The organism is Streptomyces sp. NPDC034037, assembly GCF_055575715.1.
In genome coordinates this window covers 866,048-883,620 of the sequence record NZ_JBVISC010000001.1, presented here as the reverse complement: position 1 = coordinate 883,620, position 17,573 = coordinate 866,048, and the positions used below count along the sequence as shown (strand labels likewise).

General features: G+C 72.3%; 12 protein-coding genes. All 12 read left to right on the top strand.

Going from position 1 to position 17,573, the window contains the following annotated elements:
- Nucleotides 1–12 precede the first annotated feature (12 nt).
- The 12 genes from mreD to rpmA all read left to right on the top strand — a co-directional run bounded on the left by mreD (nucleotide 13) and on the right by rpmA (nucleotide 17,500).
- Complete coding sequence (gene mreD, locus ACZ516_RS03990; RefSeq protein ID WP_358582212.1) at nucleotides 13–687, top strand: rod shape-determining protein MreD; 675 nt, start codon at nucleotides 13–15, stop codon at nucleotides 685–687.
- 58 nt (nucleotides 688–745) lie between these two features.
- Nucleotides 746–2,974 (top strand): penicillin-binding protein 2, encoded by a 2,229-nt coding sequence (gene mrdA, locus ACZ516_RS03985; RefSeq protein WP_469008331.1) that lies wholly within the window; start codon nucleotides 746–748, stop codon nucleotides 2,972–2,974.
- Nucleotides 2,974–4,170, top strand: coding sequence for a rod shape-determining protein RodA (gene rodA / locus ACZ516_RS03980; RefSeq protein ID WP_358582217.1), 1,197 nt, complete (start codon nucleotides 2,974–2,976; stop codon nucleotides 4,168–4,170). Before mrdA ends, rodA begins: the two co-directional genes overlap by 1 nt.
- A gap of 48 nt (nucleotides 4,171–4,218) precedes the next feature.
- Nucleotides 4,219–5,826, top strand: a complete 1,608-nt coding sequence (locus ACZ516_RS03975; protein ID WP_469008330.1) for a CYTH and CHAD domain-containing protein — start codon at nucleotides 4,219–4,221, stop codon at nucleotides 5,824–5,826.
- 50 nt (nucleotides 5,827–5,876) lie between these two features.
- Complete coding sequence (locus ACZ516_RS03970) at nucleotides 5,877–7,802, top strand: TIGR03960 family B12-binding radical SAM protein (protein WP_358590298.1); 1,926 nt, start codon at nucleotides 5,877–5,879, stop codon at nucleotides 7,800–7,802.
- 6 nt (nucleotides 7,803–7,808) lie between these two features.
- Nucleotides 7,809–8,354 carry a GNAT family N-acetyltransferase gene (locus ACZ516_RS03965; protein WP_467464705.1) on the top strand — a complete coding sequence of 182 codons (546 nt, stop codon included), beginning with the start codon at nucleotides 7,809–7,811 and terminating at the stop codon, nucleotides 8,352–8,354.
- 6 nt (nucleotides 8,355–8,360) lie between these two features.
- A complete protein-coding gene (locus ACZ516_RS03960; RefSeq protein WP_469008328.1) occupies nucleotides 8,361–9,668 on the top strand; it encodes a hypothetical protein in 1,308 nt (435 codons plus the stop codon).
- A gap of 131 nt (nucleotides 9,669–9,799) precedes the next feature.
- Nucleotides 9,800–10,600: a TIGR03936 family radical SAM-associated protein gene (locus ACZ516_RS03955; protein WP_469008327.1), complete on the top strand. Its 801-nt coding sequence runs from the start codon at nucleotides 9,800–9,802 to the stop codon at nucleotides 10,598–10,600.
- 236 nt (nucleotides 10,601–10,836) lie between these two features.
- Complete coding sequence (locus ACZ516_RS03950) at nucleotides 10,837–15,138, top strand: Rne/Rng family ribonuclease (protein ID WP_469008326.1); 4,302 nt, start codon at nucleotides 10,837–10,839, stop codon at nucleotides 15,136–15,138.
- A gap of 223 nt (nucleotides 15,139–15,361) precedes the next feature.
- The gene (locus tag ACZ516_RS03945; protein ID WP_358586743.1) at nucleotides 15,362–16,714 is read left to right on the top strand and encodes a phospholipase D-like domain-containing protein; all 1,353 of its coding nucleotides are present in this window, start codon (nucleotides 15,362–15,364) and stop codon (nucleotides 16,712–16,714) included.
- Between the two features lie 196 nt (nucleotides 16,715–16,910).
- Nucleotides 16,911–17,231: a 50S ribosomal protein L21 gene (rplU, locus tag ACZ516_RS03940; RefSeq protein WP_055566950.1), complete on the top strand. Its 321-nt coding sequence runs from the start codon at nucleotides 16,911–16,913 to the stop codon at nucleotides 17,229–17,231.
- A gap of 14 nt (nucleotides 17,232–17,245) precedes the next feature.
- Complete coding sequence (rpmA, locus tag ACZ516_RS03935) at nucleotides 17,246–17,500, top strand: 50S ribosomal protein L27 (RefSeq protein WP_010986870.1); 255 nt, start codon at nucleotides 17,246–17,248, stop codon at nucleotides 17,498–17,500.
- The last annotated feature ends 73 nt before the right edge of the window (nucleotides 17,501–17,573 follow it).

Genomic DNA, 17,573 nt, shown 5'->3' with positions numbered 1-17,573 from the left:
GAGACCGGACCCATGCGCTTCAACCGAATCCTGCTCTCCGCCACCCTGGTCGTCGTCGCCCTGGTGATCCAGGTCAGCGTCCTCGCGCGGCTCCAGCTGCCGGGCGCCGTGCCCGACCTGGTGCTGCTCACCGTCCTCGGCCTCGCCCTGGTCTACGGCCACGTCGGCGGAGCCCTCGTCGGCTTCGGCGCGGGCCTGCTCTCCGATCTGGCCCCGCCCGCCGACCACGCCGCCGGGCGGTACGCCCTGGTGCTCTGCGTCGTCGGCTACCTCGCGGGCCTCGCCAAGCCCGAGACCGGCCGGCTGCGCTCCGCCACCGGGCCGCTGACCGTGGTCGTGGGCGCCGCCCTCGGCTCGACGCTGCTGTACGCGGGCGTGGGCGCCCTCGTCGGGGACACCGCGGCCCGCCATGTGGGCCTCGGCGGGCTGCTGTTCACCGCCGCGCTCTACGACCTGCTGCTCGCGCCCTTCACGGTGCCGCTGATCATCGCGCTCGCCAGACGCGCCGAGAACGACCCGCTGGGCGAGGGCTCCCCGGCCAACAAGGCCTCGGACGTCTCCTCCGGCTGGCTCGCCTCCGGTACCGGACTGAGCATCGGCGGCGGCCGGCGCGGCGGCCTGCGGGCCAAGACGGCCAAGGCCCGCGTCGCCCGCGCCGGACGCATCAAGGGGGTCAAGCGACTGTGAGGGCGAAGCACGCCGCCGACGACGTCAGGGCAGCCGCTCGCACCCGGGGAGGGCAGCAGTGACCAACATCCCGGAGACCGGCCGGACCCCGCGCGTCCAGATCCGTCTCATCGTCCTGCAGATCCTCGTCGTCTCCCTGCTGCTCACCCTCGGCGGCCGCCTGTGGTACCTCCAGGTGCGCAACGGCGAGGAGTACGCCAAGGAGGCCTCCGGCAACCACGTCCAGCAGGTCGTCCAGCCCGCCGTGCGCGGCTCGATCCTCGACGCCCGCGGGGTGCCGATCGCCGACAACCACACGCGCCTGGTCGTCTCCGCCTCCCGCACGGACCTGATGAAGATGAAGGACGACGGCAAGGCGGTCCTCGCCAAGCTCGCCGACGTCCTCGCCATGGACCCCAAGGACGTCGCCGACAAGGTCCGCCTGTGCGACGCGAAGACCCCGCAGCCCTGCTGGAACGGCTCCCCCTACCAGCCCATCCCGATCACCGACGAGGCCACGCCCAAGCAGGCCCTCCAGATCCGCGAGCGCTCCGAGGACTTCCCCGGCATCACCGCCGAGCCCACCGCCGTGCGCCGCTACCCCGCGCCCGGCAAGTCCAACACCGCGCAGGTCCTCGGCTACCTCTCGCCCGTCACCGACGACGAGATCAACAAGGCCAAGGACACCGACTCCCCGTTCCTGCGCTCCGACCAGGTGGGCCGCTCCGGTCTCGAGCGCACGTACGACAAGCAGCTGCGCGGCAAGGCCGGCGTCACCCGCTACGAGGTCGACAACCTCGGCCGGGTCATCGGCAAGGCGAAGGCCGACAAGGCCGAGCCCGGCGCGAACGTCGTCACCAGCATCGACGCGCGCGTCCAGGCCGTCTCCGAGTACTGGCTGAACGACGCGATGAAGAAGGCCCGCCAGGAGTTCGACAAGAACACCGGCGAGAACTACAAGGCCGACGCGGGCGCCGTCGTCGTCATGGAGAACAAGACGGGCCGCGTCGTCGCCATGGCCTCCAACCCGACGTACGACCCCAACGCCTGGGTCGGCGGCATCTCCGGCAAGGACTACGCCCGGCTCACCGGCAAGAAGTCCAACTACCCGCTGCTCAACCGCGCCATCCAGGGCCAGGCGGCCCCCGGCTCGATCTTCAAGGTCATCCCGACGACCGCCGCCGTCAACGCGGGCTACGACTTCAACGGCCGCTACCCCTGCCCCAGTTCGTACTCCATCGGCGGCCAGACCTTCAAGAACTTCGAGTCCAAGGGCCACGGCTCCATCACCCTCGGCCAGGCCCTCGAAGTCTCCTGCGACACCGTCTTCTACAAGCTCTCGCACGACCAGTGGGCCAAGGACGGCGGCAACAAGCCGCGGCCCGACGCCAAGGACTGGTTCTACAAGACCGCCCACCAGTTCGGCCTCGGCAAGGAGACCGGCATCGACCTGCCCAACGAGGTCACCGGCCGCGTCCCCGACCGCCAGTGGAAGAAGGACTACTGGAAGGCCAACAAGGACGCCTGGTGCAAGCAGGGCAAGAAGAGCGGCGGCGACTACGCGGCGCGCATCGCGTACGAGAACTGCCTCGAAGGCATGAAGATGCGCGCCGGTGACTCCGTCAACTACTCCATCGGCCAGGGCGACACCCTCGTCACGCCGATCCAGATGGCGACCATCTACTCCGCCATCGCCAACGGCGGCACCCTGCACGACCCCACCGTCGGCAAGGCGATCATCAGCGCCGACGGCAAGCGGATCCGCGAGATCCAGCCCAAGTCGCACGGCAGGCTGCCGATGGACGCCGCACTCCAGAAGGACATAGACGGTGCCCTCGCGGACGTCGCCACGCGCGGTACGGCCGCGTGGCGGTTCGGCGGCTGGCCGCAGGACAAGATCCCGATGCACGCCAAGACGGGTACCGCCGAGGTCTACGGCAAGCAGACCACCTCGTGGTTCGCGACCTACACCAAGGACTACACGATCGTCATGACGATCTCCCAGGGCGGCACCGGCTCCGGCGCCTCGGGACCCGCCGTCCGCAAGATCTACGACGCGATCTACGGCCTGGACGACAGCGGCAGGCAGAACCTGAAGAAGGCGCTCCTGCCCGAGCCGCAGAAGACCCTGCCGAAGATCCAGCCCGACGGCTCCATCGACGCCCCCAAGGTCAAGCCCTACAAGCCCGACACGGCCGAGCCGCCGAGCGGCCGCCCGGAGGAACAGCAGCCGGCCGACCGGCCGGACGGACCTCAGGACGATCAGCAGGAACTCGCCGGCGCCCCGGCCGACTGGAGGCGTGACTGATGACCGGCAACGGCTTCTCCGTTCCCGGGTACGGCCCCGAGCGCTCGAACATGTCCCGGCTCCTGGCCCGCGACTCGATAGTGCGCCGGCTCGACTGGCCCATGCTCCTCGCGGCCATCGCGCTCTCCGCGATCGGCACCGCGCTCGTGTACTCCGCGACCCGCAACCGCACCGAGCTGGTCGGCGACGACCCGTACTCCTTCGCGCTCAAGCACCTGATGAACACCGGCATCGGCTTCGCGCTGATGATCGGCACCGTCTGGCTCGGCCACCGCACCCTGCGCACCGCCGTGCCGATCCTCTACGGCATCTCCGTCTTCCTCGTCCTGCTCGTCCTCACCCCGCTCGGCGCGACCATCAACGGCGCGCACGCGTGGATCGTCCTCGGCGGCGGCTTCTCCCTGCAGCCCTCCGAGTTCGTGAAGATCACGATCATCCTGGGCATGGCGATGCTCCTCGCCGCCCGCGTCGACGCGGGCGACCGGGAACACCCCGACCACCGCACGGTGGTGCAGGCCCTGGGCCTGGCCGCCGTACCGATCGCGATCGTCATGCTGATGCCGGACCTCGGCTCGGTCATGGTCATGGTGATGATCGTGCTCGGCGTGCTGCTCGCCTCGGGCGCCTCCAACCGCTGGGTCTTCGGACTGCTCGGCACGGGCGTCGCCGGCGGCGTCGCCATATGGCAGCTCGGCGTCCTGGACGACTACCAGATCGCCCGCTTCGCGGCCTTCGCCAACCCCGCGCTCGACCCGGCCGGCGTCGGCTACAACACCAACCAGGCGCGCATCGCCATCGGCTCGGGCGGCCTGACCGGCACCGGCCTGTTCAAGGGCTCCCAGACCACCGGCCAGTTCGTGCCCGAGCAGCAGACCGACTTCGTCTTCACCGTCGCGGGCGAGGAACTGGGCTTCGTCGGCGCCGGCGCCATCCTGCTCCTGCTCGGCGTCGTCCTGTGGCGGGCCTGCGCCATCGCGCGGGAGACCACCGAGCTGTACGGCACGATCGTCGCCGCCGGGATCATCGCCTGGTTCGCGTTCCAGGCCTTCGAGAACATCGGGATGACCCTCGGCATCATGCCGGTCGCGGGCCTTCCGCTGCCCTTCGTCTCCTACGGCGGCTCCTCGATGTTCGCGGTCTGGGTGGCCGTCGGACTGCTCCAGTCGATCAAGGTGCAGCGCCCGATGTCCGCATAGGCCCGCCCAACCCTGTTTGGGTTCGCGTTTCGCGTCTAGATTCACTTCATGGCGGACACGAAGCACGAGACGGGGACGAAGCGCGAGATCGAGCGGAAGTACGACGTCGGGGCGGACGCCGAGCCACCCGACCTCACCGGAGTGCCCGGGGTCGGCGAGGTCGTCGACAAGGGCGTCCAAGAACTGGACGCCGTCTACTGGGACACCCGCGACCAGCGCCTGGCCGCCGCCGCGATCACCCTGCGGCGCCGCACCGGCGGCCCCGACGAGGGTTGGCACCTCAAACTGCCGGTCTCCCTCGCCGAAGGCGTGCGGGACGAGATCCACGCGCCCCTCTCCGACGAGGTGCCGCAAGCCCTCCTCGCCCTCGTGCGCTCCCGCGTCCGCGAGACCCGGCTCACCCCCGTCGTCCGCCTGCTGACCTCGCGGAACGTGCGCCACCTCCTCGACGCGCGCGGCAAGCTGCTCGCCGAGGTCGGCGTCGACGCGGTGCGGGCCGAGCGCCTCACCCCGGGCGGCACCACCACCGCCTGGTCCGAGATCGAGGTGGAACTGGCCGACGGCGCCGACCCCGCCGTCCTGGACAAGGTCGAGAAGAAGCTGAAGAAGGCGGGCGTACGCCGCTCCTCCTCGTCCTCCAAGCTCAGCCGGGCCCTCACCGCGACCGCGCCAGGTGTGCGGCCCCAGGAGGGCGCGGCGCCGAGCGGCAAGAAGGCCGGCAAGAGCGCCGCCGTCGCCGAGGCCGTGCGCGACGCCGTCGGCGAAGGGCCCGGGAGCGCCGGGGACCACCTCGTCGCCTACCTGCGCGCCCAGCGCGACGCCATCGTCTCGCTCGACCCCGCCGTCCGCCGCGACCTGCCCGACTCCGTGCACCAGATGCGGGTCGCCACCCGCCGGATGCGCAGCGCCTTCACGTCGTACCGCAAGATCCTCGACCGCACCGCCACCGACCCCCTCGGCGAGGAGCTGAAGTGGCTCGCGGGCGAGCTGGGCGTCGACCGCGACCAGGAAGTCCTCACCGAGCGGCTCACCGCCCGCGTCGAGGCGCTGCCGGGCACCCTGACCCTCGGCCCGGTGCGCGGCCGGCTGCGCGCCTGGTCCGTCGCCCGGCGCACCGACGCGCGGGCCGGCACCCTCGCCGCCCTGGACAGCCGGCGCTACCTCGCCCTGCTCGACGCCGTCGACGCCCTGCTCGCCGCGCCCCCACTGCGCCCCGCCGCCTCCGCGCCGCCCGCCAAGGCGCTCCCCAAGGCCCTGCTCAAGGACTACGCCCGCCTCGCCGCCCGCGTCGAACACGCCCTGGCGCTCGCCCCCGGCCAGGAGCGCGACCGCGCCCTGCACGCCGCCCGCAAGGCCGCCAAGCGCGCCCGGTACGCCGGGGAGGCGGCGGTGCCCGCCCTCGGCAGGCCCGCCCAGCGGTTCGCGAAGCGGATGAAGGCCGTCCAGAGCGTGCTCGGCGACCACCAGGACAGCGTCGTCGCCCGCGAGGCCCTGCGCGCCCTGGCGGTCCAGGCACACCTGGCGGGGGAGTCCGCGTTCACCTGGGGTCTGCTGTTCGGCCAGGAGGAGGCGGCGGCGACGGACAGCGAACGCGCGCTGCCCGGCGCGTGGGCCGAGGCGTCCCGGCGGAGGACGCGGGCGTCATTGAGCAGGTGAACCCCGGGGTACGCTTGATGGTCACCCCTGCCGGCTCATGAAGGTTCGCGATGTCTGTCGAATCGGTCTTCCCACAGCTCGAAGCCCTGCTCCCGCATGTGCAGAAGCCCATCCAGTACGTCGGCGGTGAGCTCAACTCCACCGTCAAACCGTGGGAGAGCTGCGACGTCCGCTGGGCGCTGATGTACCCCGACGCCTACGAGGTCGGACTGCCCAACCAGGGCGTCATGATCCTCTACGAGGTGCTGAACGAACGCGACGGCGTGCTCGCCGAGCGCACGTACAGCGTGTGGCCCGACCTGGAGGCCCTGATGCGCGAGCACCGGGTCCCGCAGTTCACCGTGGACAGCCACCGCCCCGTGAAGGCGTTCGACGTCTTCGGACTCAGCTTCTCCACCGAGCTGGGGTACACCAACATGCTGACCGCCCTGGACCTCGCGGGCATCCCGCTGGAGTCCAAGGACCGCACCGTCGAGGACCCGATCGTGCTCGCCGGCGGCCACGCCGCCTTCAACCCCGAGCCGATCGCCGACTTCATCGACGCGGCGATCATCGGTGACGGCGAGCAGGCCGTGCTCGACATGACCGAGATCATCCGCGCCTGGAAGGCGGAGGGCCGCCCCGGCGGCCGCGAGGAGGTCCTGCTGCGCCTCGCGAAGACCGGGTCCGTCTACATCCCGGCCTTCTACGACGTCGAGTACCTCCCGGACGGGCGGATCGCCCGCGTCGTGCCCAACAGGTCGGGCGTGCCGTGGCGGGTCTCCAAGCACACCGTCATGGACCTCGACGAGTGGCCCTACCCCAAGCAGCCCCTCGTCCCGCTCGCGGAGACCGTCCACGAGCGCATGTCCGTCGAGATCTTCCGCGGCTGCACCCGCGGCTGCCGTTTCTGCCAGGCCGGCATGATCACGCGCCCCGTGCGGGAGCGAAGCATCACCGGCATCGGCGACATGGTGGAGAAGGGTCTCAAGGCGACCGGCTTCGAAGAGGTCGGCCTGCTCTCGCTCTCCTCGGCGGACCACACCGAGATCGCCGAGGTCGCCAAGGGCCTCGCCGACCGGTACGAGGAGGACAAGATCGGCCTGTCCCTCCCCTCCACCCGCGTCGACGCCTTCAACGTGGACCTCGCCAACGAGCTGACCAGGAACGGCCGCAGGTCGGGCCTGACCTTCGCCCCCGAGGGCGGCTCCGAGCGCATGCGCAAGGTCATCAACAAGATGGTGTCCGAGGAAGACCTCATCCGCACCGTCTCCACGGCCTACGGCAACGGCTGGCGCCAGGTGAAGCTGTACTTCATGTGCGGCCTGCCCACCGAGACCGACGACGACGTGCTCCAGATCGCCGACATGGCGACGAAGGTCATCCAGAAGGGCCGCGAGGTCTCCGGTTCGAACGACATCCGGTGCACGGTGTCGATCGGCGGCTTCGTGCCCAAGCCGCACACGCCGTTCCAGTGGGCCCCGCAGCTCTCCGCCGAGGAGACCGACGCGCGCCTGGAGAAGCTCCGCGACAAGATCCGCGGCGACAAGAAGTACGGCCGCTCGATCGGCTTCCGCTACCACGACGGCAAGCCCGGCATCGTGGAGGGCCTCCTCTCGCGCGGCGACCGCCGCATCGGCGCCGTCATCCGCGCCGTCTACGAGGAGGGCGGCCGCTTCGACGGCTGGCGCGAGTACTTCAGCTACGAGCGCTGGATGCGCTGCGCCGCCAAGACGCTGCCCGAGATGGGCGTCGACGTCGACTGGTACACCACGCGTGAGCGCACCTACGAAGAGGTCCTGCCCTGGGACCACCTGGACTCCGGTCTCGACAAGGACTGGCTCTGGGAGGACTGGCAGGACTCGCTCGACGAGACCGAGGTCGAGGACTGCCGCTGGACACCGTGCTTCGACTGCGGGGTGTGCCCCCAGATGGACACGCACATCCAGATCGGCCCCACCGGCAAGAAGCTCCTGCCGCTCACGGTCGTCAAGTAGCCGCACGTGCCGCGACTGACCCCGCCCACCGCCCTGGTACACCACTCCTACATCGCCGCGATGGAGGAGTTCCGGGCCGAGGGGCGGGGCGGTCCGGACGACGACACCACGCTCGGCCGCACCCTGCGCGACTACGGCGGCCAGTGGCACGACCCCGCCGTCTTCGCGCGGTACCTCGCCGAGGTCGACGCCGCCGCCCACCCCGCGGCGCCGCACTCCGTCCCCGTCACCACCCTCTGGTACGTCGACGGCGCCGACTACTTCGGCCGCCTCGCCATCCGGCACACCATCGCCACCCGCTTCCTGCGCGAGTACGGCGGCCACATCGGCTACGACGTCCGCCCCACCGCCCGCCGCCGCGGCCACGCCACCGGCATGCTGCGCGCCTGTCTGCCGTACGCGGCCGAACTGGGCCTGGAATCCGTGCTGGTGACCTGCGACACCGACAACACCGGCTCCCGCAAGGTCATCGAGGCCGCGGGCGGCGTCTTCGAGGACGAGCGGGGCGGAAAGCTGCGCTACTGGATCCGAACCGGACTCCCGCGCGTCTAGGACGACATGGACCTGGAAAAACGACCTCCCCACGCGGCTGCCGGCCAGCCCCCGCCGGGGCAGGCCGACCCCCGGCCTCCCCAGGCCGAGGGGTGTCTGGCCGTCGCGATCCGGCTGCCGGTGCGGATCGTGGTGCTGGTGCTCGTCGTGCCGGTGCGCCTGGTCTGGGACGCGCTCGCCGTCTGCGGCCGCTTCGTGTACCTCCGCGGCCTGCGACCGGTCGGACGCGCCATCGCCGCCGTACTGACCTGGCTGCTCAAGGCCGTCTTCGTCTGGCCCTGGGTGGGCCTGTGGCGGTACGTGGCCGTGCCGGTCGGCACCGCCCTCGCCTGGCTGGGGCGGATGCTGGTCGTGGCGCCCGCCGCATGGCTGTACCGGGCCGTCCTGACCCCGCTCGGCCACGGCATCGCCCGGCTGGCCCGGGGCATCGGCGCGGGCGGCGCCTGGCTGTGGCGCCACCTCGTCGCGATCCCGGCCGCGTGGTTCTACGCGCGCGTGCTGACGCCGATCGGCCACGGCATCGTCCGGCTGGCCCGGGCCGTCGGCAGCGGCGCGGCGCTCGCCGGGCGCGGCATCGGCGCCGCCCTGGTGTGGCTGTTCAAGGCGGTCTTCGTGTGGCCGTGGGTGGCCCTGTGGCGGTACGTGGTCGTGCCGGTCGGCATCGGCCTCGCCTGGCTGGGGCGGGTGCTGGTCGTGGTGCCCGCCGCATGGCTGTACCGCACCGTCCTGACCCCGCTCGGCCACGGCCTCGCCTGGCTGGCCCTGGGGATCGGCCGCGGTGTCGCGTGGCTGGCCGGCGGCGTCTGGACCGCCCTGGCGACCCTCTTCCGCTGGATCTTCGTCGTCCCCGTCGTCGCCGTGTGGCGCTGGGTGCTCGCGCCCGTCGGCCGGGCCGTCGCCGTCGTCGCGCGGGAGATCGGCGACGCGCTCGGCCACGCCTGGCGCGTCGCCGGGCACCTCTCCCTCGTCGTCGGCCGCTTCCTCGCCAAACTCCTTCGGTGGATCTTCGTCGAGCCGGTGCGGTGGGTGTACCGCACCCTCCTCACCCCCGTCGGGCACCTGGTCCGCGACGCCGTGTGGCGCCCCGCCGCCCGGGCCGCCACGGAGGTCCGGCGCGCCACGCGCCAGGCCCTCGCCGCCGCGCGGCACAGCGTGCGCCAGGCACGGGCCGATGTGCGGCGCGCGCTGTTCGGGGCGCCGAAGGAGGCGGTGCCGGTGGCGGTACCGGCTCCCCGGCGGACCACCGACACGCCGGAGCCGCGTAATCTGGAGAAGAATTCTGGGAAAGCAGTTTCCCCGCCTGTGCGGGGGTGATGTCGACCGGCGAATGCCGGGTAGGCGTCATCCAGGACTGCTCCCCGCCGACGCGGGGTTTCCCGGACCGCACACAAGGAGAAGTTCCCCTGGGCAAGCGACAGCCCGAAGGCCCGCCGCCCGCACCCGCGGTGCAGCGCATCCGCCTGCGCTACACCAAGCGCGGCCGCCTCCGGTTCACCAGTCACCGTGACTTCCAGCGCGCTTTCGAGCGTGCGCTGCGCCGCGCCGAGGTGCCCATGGCGTACTCGGCTGGGTTCACCCCGCACCCCAAGGTGTCGTACGCCAACGCCGCCCCGACCGGCACGGGCAGTGAGGCCGAGTACCTGGAGATCGCGCTCACCGCGCCGCGCGACCCGGACCAGCTGCGCGAGCTGCTCGACGAGTCGCTGCCGGACGGTCTGGACATCATCGACGCCGTCGAGTCCCGCACCTCGGGCCTCGCCGACCGGCTCACCGCCTCCGTCTGGGAACTGCGCCTGGAAGGCGTGGAACCGGAGCGGGCGCAGCGCGCGGCCGAGCTGTTCCGCGCCGCGGAGTCGGTCGAGGTGCAGCGCCGAACGAAGAACGGCATGCGCACCTTCGACGCCCGCGAGGCCGTCGTGAGCCTGGAGGCGGTCACCGACGGCGAGGGGATCGCCCGCGCCGCCGATAGGCCGAGCGACAAGCCCTGTGCGATACTGCGGCTGGTTGTTCGGCACGTGACACCTGCCGTACGACCTGACGACGTCCTGTCCGGTCTCCGAGCCGTGGCCGACCTGGCGCCGCCGGTCCCCGCAGCGGTGACCAGGCTGGCGCAGGGGCTTTTCGATGAAGAGACCGGCACGGTGACCGACCCGCTCGCGCCCGACCGCGAGGCAGTCACGGCCGCCCCACCCACGGCCGCCGTATCTGCCGCCGCGAAGGCGCCGGCGCCGGAAGGCCCCCGGTAAGGACGTACGTCGAAGCGCCGCCCTCGTACTCGGGAGCCACCTGGGTCGGGCAGCGCACTGACCGAGACTTTCGCCAGGCCGTCCGCAATTGGGCGTACGGAACCGGCGAGACAAGACATAGAGAGCTCCCGTGCGGCGCCCACGCCCCCGGATGGCGGCCCCGCGCATCTAGCGCGAGCCGCGGACATCACCGGACAAGGCGCGGCGCCCGGGAGCGTGACGGGAGAACCGCCCGCATGCTTGAGCCGAACGAACCCACTGAGGGTCCGCAGAACGACAGCCCCAGCGACACCCTGCCGCCGCGCCGCCGGCGCCGCGCGGCCTCGCGCCCCGCGGGCCCGCCGACGGGCGCCGCCCAGCAGGCGGCGCCGGCCATACCGGCCGCCCCCGCCGCCGAGAGCGACGAGACCACGCAGCCGCCCGCCGCCGCCGAGGACACCACCCCCGCGCCGCGTGCGCGCCGCCGTGCGACGCGTCGCGCTTCGGCGCCGGCTGGTGCTCCGCAGGGTGAGCCCGCCGGTGCTCCGCAGGCCGCTGAGGTCGCGGAGGCCGTGTCGGTGGCCGAGGACGTCACCGCGCCCGCCGTGGCCGAGGTCGAGGAAGAGCAGGCCCCGGCGCCGCGTGCCCGTCGTCGTGCGAGCCGTCGCGCTTCCGCGCCCGCTGGTGCTCCGCAGGGTGAGCCGGCCGGTGTTCCGCAGGCCGCTGAGGTCGCGGAGGCCGTGTCGGTGGCCGAGGACGTCACCGCGCCCGCCGTGGCCGAGGTCGAGGAAGAGGCGGCCCCGGCGCCGCGTGCCCGTCGTCGTGCGAGCCGTCGTGCTTCGGCGCCGGCTGGTGCTCCGCAGGGTGAGCCGGCTGGTGTTCCGCAGGCCGCTGAGGTCGCGGAGGCCGTGTCGGTCGCCGAGGACGTCACCGCGCCCGCCGTGGCCGAGGTCGAGGAAGAGGCGGCCCCGGCGCCGCGTGCCCGTCGTCGTGCGAGCCGTCGCGCCTCCGCGCCCGCCGGTGCTCCGCAGACCGCCGCCGCCGAAGAGACGCCCGCCGTCGCCGAGGAGGCGCCCGCCGCCGAGCCCGAGCCCGAGCCGGCCGCCGAGGACGCCGCCCCGCGCCGTGCGCGCCGCCGCGCCACCCGTGGCACCGCCGCGCCCGCCGCTGAGCCGCAGCCCGCCGAGCAGGCCCCCGAGGCGCCCGCCGCCCCGGCCGAGGAAGCCGACGAGACGGACGACGCCCCCCGCGGCCGTCGCCGCCGCGCCACCCGCAAGACCGCGGCCACCGGATTCTCCGCGCCCGCCGGCCACAAGGCCCGCAAGGCGCAGCTCGCCGACGACGCGGCCGATGGCGGCCGCAAGCCCGCCCGCCCCGCCGTCGCCGTCTTCCAGGCGCCGGTCTTCTCCGCGCCGATGTTCCAGACCCCGGAGAGCGCCGCCGCCGCGGCCGCCGCCGAGGCCGCGGAGGAAGCCGCCGAGAAGCCTGCGGCCCCCGCCCGGGCCGCCGCCCCCGCGCCCGTCGCGGAGGAGGAGACCGGCCCGCGCCGTCGCCGCCGCCGTCGCGCCGCCGACGAGCAGCCCGCCGCCGAGGAGCGCGAGCCCGTCGCGGCCGTCGAGGAGCAGCCGGCCGACGAGGCCGAGGACAGCGCCGAGCAGACCGACGCCGCCGACCTCGACGACGACGCGGAGGAGTCCGGCGAGCGCCAGGGCCGCCGTCGCCGTCGCGGTGGCCGCCGCCGTCGCCGCGGTGACCTGGCCGACCAGGACGAGCAGCACGACGCCGCCGCCGAGTCCGACGACACCGCCGCCGAGCAGGCGGACCAGGACGCCGAGGACACCGCCGAGCAGGACGCCGAGGACGCCGACGAGGCGGACGACGCGGCTTCGGACGGCGCCGGTTCCGGCTCCAGCAGCAGCCGTCGCCGCCGTCGCCGCCGCCGTCGCGCCGGTGACTCCGCCGAGGGCGAGCCGGGTGACAGCGACCCGGAGCGCACGGTCGTCAAGGTCCGCGAGCCGCGGGAGCGGCGTGCGAAGGACCCCGAGCGCGAGCTGGGCACGGGCGCCGACGAGGTCCAGTCCATCAAGGGCTCGACCCGCCTGGAGGCCAAGAAGCAGCGCCGCCGCGAGGGCCGCGAGCAGGGCCGCCGCCGCGTCCCGATCATCACCGAGGCGGAATTCCTGGCGCGCCGCGAGGCCGTCGAGCGCGTCATGGTCGTCCGCCAGAACGGCGAGCGCACCCAGATCGGCGTCCTCGAGGACAACGTCCTCGTCGAGCACTACGTCAACAAGGAACAGGCGACCTCCTACGTCGGGAACGTCTACCTCGGCAAGGTGCAGAACGTCCTGCCGTCGATGGAGGCCGCCTTCATCGACATCGGCAAGGGCCGCAACGCCGTGCTCTACGCCGGCGAGGTCAACTTCGAGGCGCTCGGCATGGCCAACGGCCCCCGTCGCATCGAGTCGGCCCTCAAGTCCGGCCAGTCGGTCCTCGTGCAGGTCACCAAGGACCCGATCGGCCACAAGGGCGCCCGCCTGACCAGCCAGGTCTCGCTGCCCGGCCGCTACCTGGTCTACGTCCCCGAGGGGTCGATGACCGGCATCAGCCGCAAGCTGCCCGACACCGAGCGCGCGCGCCTGAAGACCATCCTCAAGAAGATCGTCCCCGAGGACGCGGGCGTCATCGTGCGCACCGCCGCCGAGGGCGCGAGCGAGGACGAGCTGCGCCGCGACGTCGAGCGTCTGCAGGGGCAGTGGGAAGAGATCCAGAAGAAGGCGAAGGCGGCCTCCACGAGCGCCCCGGGCCTGCTGTACGGCGAGCCGGACATGACCGTCCGGGTCGTGCGCGACATCTTCAACGAGGACTTCTCCAAGGTCATCGTCTCCGGTGACGAGGCGTGGCAGACCATCCACGGCTACGTCGCGAACGTCGCGCCCGACCTGGCCGACCGCCTCTCGAAGTGGACGTCCGAGGTCGACGTCTTCGCGACGTACCGGATCGACGAGCAGCTCGCCAAGGCCCTGGACCGCAAGGTCTGGCTGCCCAGCGGCGGCTCGCTGGTGATCGACAAGACCGAGGCGATGATCGTCGTCGACGTCAACACCGGCAAGTTCACCGGCCAGGGCGGCAACCTCGAAGAGACGGTGACGAGGAACAACCTGGAGGCGGCCGAGGAGATCGTGCGTCAGCTGCGGCTGCGCGACCTCGGCGGCATCGTCGTCATCGACTTCATCGACATGGTCCTGGAGTCCAACCGCGACCTGGTCCTGCGCCGCCTGCTCGAATGCCTCGGGCGCGACCGTACGAAGCACCAGGTCGCCGAGGTCACCTCGCTCGGCCTGGTCCAGATGACCCGCAAGCGCGTCGGCCAGGGGCTCCTGGAGTCCTTCTCCGAGACCTGCGTGCACTGCAACGGCCGCGGTGTCATCGTGCACATGGAGCAGCCGACCTCCGTCGGTGGCGGCGGCAAGCGCAAGAAGCGCGGCCGGGGCGGCGCGGACCAGCAGGACCACGGTCACGAGCACACCCAGGACACGGACGAGGGCCACGAGCTCGACGCCGACGACGTGGTGGACGTCGCCGATATCCACGAGACGGAAGCCGAGGTCGCGGCGGAGGCCGCCGCTCCGGTGGCGCTGCCCGAGCCGGAGTTCGTCCCGGACGAGGAGCTGTACAGCAGCCCGGCCGAGGCCGAGGCCGCCGCCTCGCGCGGTGGCCGCTCGCGGCGCAGGGCCACGCGACGGGCCTCGGCCCCCGCGGGCGCCCCGCGCGCCGAGAGCGCCCCGGAGGAGGCCTCGCCCGAGGAGGCCCCGCAGGCCGAGGCCCCCAGGGCCGAGCCGCGCAAGCGCTCGGGCAAGCGGGCCAAGGCCGCCGAGAAGGCCGCGGCCGCCAGGGCCGAGACGGAGGCCGCCGAGGCCGAGGTCCCGGTCGTCGCCTCCGACACCGCGCGCACCGTGGCGCCGGCCGCCGAAGACCCGATGGTGGGCAGCCCCGAGGCCGTCGAGGCGGCGCACGAGGCGCCCGCCGCGGAGCCCGCCGAGGACGCCGCGCCGAAGGGACGTACGCGCCGCCGTGCCGTCCGCAAGGCCACGTCGCCCGCCGGTTCGCCGAAGGCCGCGCAGAGCGAGCCCGAGGCCGCCGAGGTCGTCGTGACCCCGGCGCCCAAGGCCGAGCCGGTGGCGGAGCCCGCCGCCGAGCCTGTGGCCGAGGCGCCCGCCGCTGACGCCGCCCCGGCCCGTCCGCGCCGCCGCGCGGTGCGCAAGGCCGCCGCGCCGACCGCGTCCGAGGAGGCGGCCGTCGTGGTCGTCCCGTCGGCGGACAAGGCCGCACCGGCCGCCCCCGAGGCCCCGGCCGAGGAGACGGCTCCGGCGAAGAAGACGGCCCGCAAGGCCGCCAAGAAGGCGCCCGCGAAGAAGGCCGCCGCCAAGAAGACGGCGGCCAAGAAGACGGCCGCGAAGAAGACGACGGCCAAGAAGGCGTCGAAGGCGACCGCGAAGAAGGCCACCGCGGCGGAGCAGGCGCCCTCGGGCGTCTCCGCGACCGCCTCCGACGAGGGCTGACCGCTTCGCGCTCCGGTGCCCCCCTGTTCTCCCGCGAGGGCTGAGCAGGGGGGCACCGCCGTGTCCGGAAAACAGTGGCACCACAGCTCGAAAGCGTGAAGGGGCCACCCTCGCCTTTGAGCGCGGAAGCAACACCTGTAAAACTCATGCGGTCTGACGGATGAACAGGGGCGTGGGCGCGTCTATGGGGAGACAGCGCGCCCGGGCCAGGGAGGGATGACAGATGGCGCACGTGCGCCTGCGAGGCACGGGACGGCACCGTGCGGTGAAACCGGTCAAGGGCGGACGCCGGGCGGTGGCGCTGGCCACGGTCCTGTCGGCGGCGGGGATCCAGGCCGCGGGCACGGCGGGGACCGCCTCGGCGGACGGCACGCCGACCTGGACCGAGGGCCCGATCTTCAACGACCCGAAGGGCGACGTCGACCAGCAGCACGCGATCCGCACCCGGCTGATCGAGCTGACGAACGCGGCGGTGCCGGGTTCCACGATCAAGGTCGCGGTCTACCACGTGTGGGAGGCCCCCGTGGTCGACGCGCTGGTGGCCGCCAAGCGGCGCGGCGTGCACGTCCAGATCCTGCTGGACGAGACCAGCAAGACCGACCGGCCGGCGAACGGCGCGTACGCCAGGCTCGTCGCCTCGCTCGGCACGAGCACGGCCAAGTCGTCGTTCGTGCGGCTCTGCCCGACCGGGAAGTCGTGCCTGGGCGACCCGCGGTACGGCAAGTCGATCATGCACAACAAGTTCTGGCTGTTCTCGCAGGTCGAGGGCGCCAGGGACGTCGTCGTGCAGACCACGTCGAACTCCACGCCGTCCGCGCACACGAAGTTCTTCAACGACGCGCTGCTGCTGCCGGACAATCCCGCCATGTACGACGCGTACGCCGAGTACTTCTCGGACATGCTCGGCAGGGACTGGCAGGGCTGGGACTACCGCACGGTCAGCAGCGGCCGCTACAAGGCCTACTTCTTCCCGCGCAACGGCACGGTCAACGAGACCGACACCATGTACTCGGTCATGAACAACATCCGGTGCACCTACAAGGACGCGGCGGGCGTCACGCAGCACACCAAGGTCCGCGCCGCCATATTCAAGATCACGCGCGAGCAGATCGCCGACAAGCTGGTCTCCCTGAAGAAGGCCGGCTGCGACGTCAGCCTCCTGTACGCGGAGACCGACAGCGCCAAGAGCCAGGGCGGCACCCCCGGCACCTGGGAGCAGTTGCACGCGTCCGGCGGCCCCTCCGTGCGCTGCTACAACGACGACAGGGACCCGCTGAACCCCGGCACCAAGCTGGTGACGCCCTACATCATCCACTCGAAGTACCTGCTCATCGACGGCATGTACGACGGGCAGCGGAACAAGGTCTCCTTCACCGGCTCGCAGAACTACACGGCGCCCGCGCTGCGCGAGAACGACGAGGCGATCGTCAAGATCGACGACGACTCGGTGCACGACACCTACCGCGCGCACTTCAACCGCACGCGGACCGTCGCCTGGCCGGGCGCGGCCGACGCCACGGACCTGTGCAAGGGCGTCAAGCCGCTGCCGCCGGACGGTGAGAAGCCGACCACGTGAGCGGGGGAGCGGGGCCCGGTTTGACCCCACAGGTGGGGCCCCGTAACCTTGACCGTCGGCGTGTTCCTATGCACGCCCACCCCCTGTAAACCCTTTTCCTCCCGAGCCGCGGGCACTGTCCCGGGACTGGGAGAGGCCGCCTGCTCCCGGGTGGCTGGACTGCGGGGGTCCCGTTCCGAGCGAGAGAGAGATCCGCGTGTACGCCATCGTGCGCAGCGGTGGTCGCCAGCACAAGGTTGCTGTCGACGACATCGTTGAGGTTGACAAGATTTCCACTGCCAAGGTTGGCGACACGGTCGAGCTCTCGACCCTGCTCGTTGTCGACGGCGACGCCGTGACCAGCGACCCGTGGGTCCTTGCCGGCATCAAGGTCCAGGCCGAGGTCGTGGACCACCACAAGGGCGCGAAGATCGACATCCTTCGCTACAAGAACAAGACCGGTTACCGCCGTCGTCAGGGTCACCGTCAGCAGTACACGGCGATCAAGATCACCGGTATCCCCACGGCTGCGAAGTAAGGGACTGAGACAAGATGGCACACAAGAAGGGCGCATCGTCCACTCGGAACGGTCGCGACTCCAATGCTCAGCGGCTCGGCGTGAAGCGCTTCGGCGGTCAGGTCGTCAACGCCGGTGAGATCCTGGTCCGCCAGCGCGGCACCCACTTCCACCCGGGCTCCGGCGTCGGCCGTGGCAAGGACGACACGCTGTTCGCGCTCGACGCCGGTGCGGTGGAGTTCGGTACCCACCGCGGCCGCAAGGTCGTGAACATCGTTCCGGTCGCCTGATCGGTTCCACATCGCGAGGCGGACCTCACTTCCCCGGCGGGGAAGCGGGTCCGCCTTTCGCGTGTTACGTAAG